This window comes from Acidisphaera rubrifaciens HS-AP3, assembly GCF_000964365.1.
GTDB classification, from domain to species: domain Bacteria; phylum Pseudomonadota; class Alphaproteobacteria; order Acetobacterales; family Acetobacteraceae; genus Acidisphaera; species Acidisphaera rubrifaciens.
Window position 1 is genome coordinate 1 of the sequence record NZ_BANB01000181.1, and the last position, 3,108, is coordinate 3,108.

Genomic DNA, 3,108 nt, shown 5'->3' on the forward strand with positions numbered 1-3,108 from the left:
AACAGCAGGGTGGCGAAGGCGGCGTTGCGGGTGAGGTGGTCGGCGGCGTCGCGGCAGCGGGCGCGGGTCGCCTCGCGCAGGGTCACGTCCGGGCCGGGAATGGCGCCGGCCGCGCATTGCACCTCGGCGGCGCGCTGGACGGTGTAGAGCAGCATGAACGTGGTCGGGATGTCGCGCTCGCACACCGCGACGCCGTGGTTGCGCAGCACGAGGACGTGGCGGTCGCCGAGGCTCGCGGTCATGCGCGCGCGCTCGTCGTCGTACAGGGTGATGCCCTCGAAATCATGGTAGCCGATGCGGCCGGTGAGCTGCGCGCCGTAGAAATTGTCGTGGCTGAAACCATCGCGCTTCATCGCGACGGCGGAGATCGCCGTGGTGTGGGTGTGCGCGACGCAGGCGATGTCGGGGCGGCTCGCGTGGATCGCGCCGTGCAGCGCGAAGCCCGCCGGATTGGCGGGATGCGCCGACGGCTCGACGAGGGCGCCGTCGATGCCGACCTTGAGCAGGCTCGCGGGCGTGATCTCGTGATAGTTCAGCCCGAACGGGTTGACGAGGTAGTGGTGCGCCGGCCCCGGCAGGCGGGCGGAGATGTGATTGAAGATCAGCTCCGACCAGCCGAGGAAATCGACGAGGTGATAGAAATCGGTGAGCTGGCGGCGCAGCGCCCATTCCTCGGGCGCCATCGTCGCCGGGCGGTCGTCGTCGTGCGGCTGCGCGTCCATCGCGGTCTCCTGCGTCGTCAGGCGCGCCCGCCGACCGCGAAGCCGGCGAGGCGGGCATAGCCCTGGGTGATGCCGGCGAGTTCGCTCGCGCTGGCCACGTCCGACACGTCGGCGAAGCCGTCCGGCGCGCGGGCGGCGACGAGGTCGATCACCCGCTCCGGCCCGCCGGTGCGGTTGGAGCGGACGATCGACGCCGTCGCCGGCAGCCGCTCCGCCGCGTAGGCCTCGAGCGCGGCGGCGACCGGCAGCGACGCGAGATGGCCGGCGAGGCAGCGCGCGTCGATCACCGCCTGCGACGCGCCGTTGGAGCCGACCGGGTACATCGGATGCGCCGCATCGCCGAGCAGGGTCGCGCGCCCGCGCGTCCACCACGGCAGCGGGTCGCGGTCGCACATCAGGTATTCGAAGATCTCCCCGGTCGCGCGGATTAGCGCGCCGACATCGAGGAACGGCAGGTCGATGCGCCCGGCCAGATGACGGAAATCCTCGTAACGGCCGCGCCGCGACCAGTTCTGCCGGTCGGGCGTGGGCGTGTCCGCGCCGGCGACGCGGGCGTAGATCACCCAGTTGGTCAGGCGGGTATCCGGCGCAGCGCCGGGGCCGATCGGATAGAGCACCAGCTTCGCCACCGCGTCGCCGGCCACCAGCATCGCGTCGCCGCCGTCATAGGCGGGCCAGTCGGTCGCGCCGCGCCACATGGTGATGCCGTTCCAGCGCAGCCCCGGCGCGTCCGGGTGCAGCGCCGCGCGCAGGAATGAGTGGATGCCGTCCGCGCCGATCAGGGCGGTGCCGCGTGCCTCCGTCGTCGTGCCGTCGGCGCGGATCAGGCGGGCGGTGACGCCGTCCGCGTCCTCCGTCCAGCCGACCAGGCGATGGCCGGTGCACAGCGCGTCGGCGCCGAGGCGTGCCCGCGCGGCCGCCCACAGCACGGCGTGGAGGTGGCCGCGATGGACGGAGAATTGCGGCACCGGATGGCCGGCGTAACAGCCGCGCGGCTCCGTCCAGATGGTCTGGCCGTGATGGTTGGCATAGGTCAGCGTGCGCGTGCGCACCGCGACGGCATCGAGCGCGTCGAGCAGCCCGAGCGAGGCGAGTTCCCGCACCGCATGGGGCAGGATGTTGATGCCGACGCCGAGGGGGCGCACCTCCTCCGCCGCTTCCAGGATGCGGCAGGGGATGGCGCGGGCGTGCAGCATCAGCGCGAGCGTGAGTCCGCCGATGCCGCCACCCGCGATCAGGACGTCCATCGCGCCTCCGCCCGTGTTGCCGTGCCCGTCGCATGCTGCGCGCGTGGCCGGGGGGCGGCAAGCCGCGCCGGCACGGCCTTGCCGGTCCGCCGCATTGGCGCGACACTCGCCCCCCCGCCGCAAGCGCCCCGGAAGGAAGCCGCGCCATGAAGCTCGCGACCCCCAATCATGTGCCCGTGATGATGGAGCCGGGCATCGCCGCCGCCGGCACCGGGGCACACGACGTGGTGTGGCGCATCCTCGGCCACACCTATTACCTCAAGGCGGAGGGGGCGAATGCGTTTGCGTTCGAAACCTTCGACCCGCCCGGCACCTTCGTCCCGCCGCACGTCCACCCGACGCAGGACGAGTTCATCTACGTGCTGGACAATCATTTCGACCTGTATCTGGACGGGCAGCACCATGTCGCGTCCAAGGGCGATCTGGTGCGCATGCCGGCCGGCATCCCGCACGGATATTACAACCTGTCCGACGCGCCGACGCGGGCGATCTTCTGGGTGGCGCCGGGGCGGCGGCTGCGCGAGCTGTTCGACACGCTGCACGACATGACCGACCCGGCGCAGGTGGTGGCGGAATCGGCCAAGCGGGAGGTGATGTTCCTCTCGCCCGACCAGTACGCGTTCGACATGCACACGCGGAAGGGCAAGGCGCCGCCCGCGCCGTGACGCCGATCGATTACGAGGCGGAGTACAACAACCGCGCCAAGGTGCCGGAGCATCCGGCGATCATCGCGCAATGGGCGGCGGACTCGGCGGCGTTCCGGGCGGCGCAGCCCGGCGCGGCCCTCGACCTCGCCTACGGTCCGTCGGCGCGCCAGCGTCTCGACCTGTTCCGCCCGGCCGGGAGCACGGGGACGGGCGCGCCGCTCGCGATGTTCATCCATGGCGGCTACTGGCAGGGGCTCGACAAGTCGTTCGCGAGCCATCTGGCGCGCGGGCTGGTGGCGCGCGGCGTCGCGGTCGCGGTGCCGTCCTATGATCTGTGCCCGGACGTGACGCTGGATGCGATCGTGGCGCAGATGCGCGCGGCGGTCGCCTGGCTGGTCGCGCGGCACGGGGCGCCGGTGTTCGCCATGGGCCATTCGGCGGGCGGGCATCTGGCGGCGATGCTGCTGGCGACCGACTGGCGGGCGGAGGGGC

Annotated in this window: 4 protein-coding genes; 2 read left to right on the forward strand and 2 right to left on the reverse strand. The window is 72.4% G+C overall.

Annotated elements, in window-relative coordinates; genetic code table 11:
• On the reverse strand, positions 1-722 hold a 722-nt coding region (locus tag B8460_RS06575), incomplete at its 3' end, for a class II aldolase/adducin family protein (protein WP_048860784.1).
• A gap of 17 nt (positions 723-739) precedes the next feature.
• The gene (locus B8460_RS06580; RefSeq protein ID WP_048860785.1) at positions 740-1,969 is read right to left on the reverse strand and encodes a flavin-dependent oxidoreductase; all 1,230 of its coding nucleotides are present in this window, start codon (positions 1,967-1,969) and stop codon (positions 740-742) included.
• 146 nt (positions 1,970-2,115) lie between these two features.
• Between B8460_RS06580 and B8460_RS06585 the strand changes: the two genes are divergently transcribed.
• Together B8460_RS06585 and B8460_RS06590 are read left to right on the forward strand one after the other, a co-directional pair.
• Entirely contained in the window at positions 2,116-2,634 is a 519-nt protein-coding gene (locus B8460_RS06585; RefSeq protein ID WP_084623295.1) for a cupin domain-containing protein, read from the forward strand.
• Positions 2,631-3,108 (forward strand): alpha/beta hydrolase (locus B8460_RS06590; protein WP_048860786.1); only part of this gene is annotated, 478 nt, incomplete at its 3' end. The genes B8460_RS06585 and B8460_RS06590, both read left to right, overlap by 4 nt.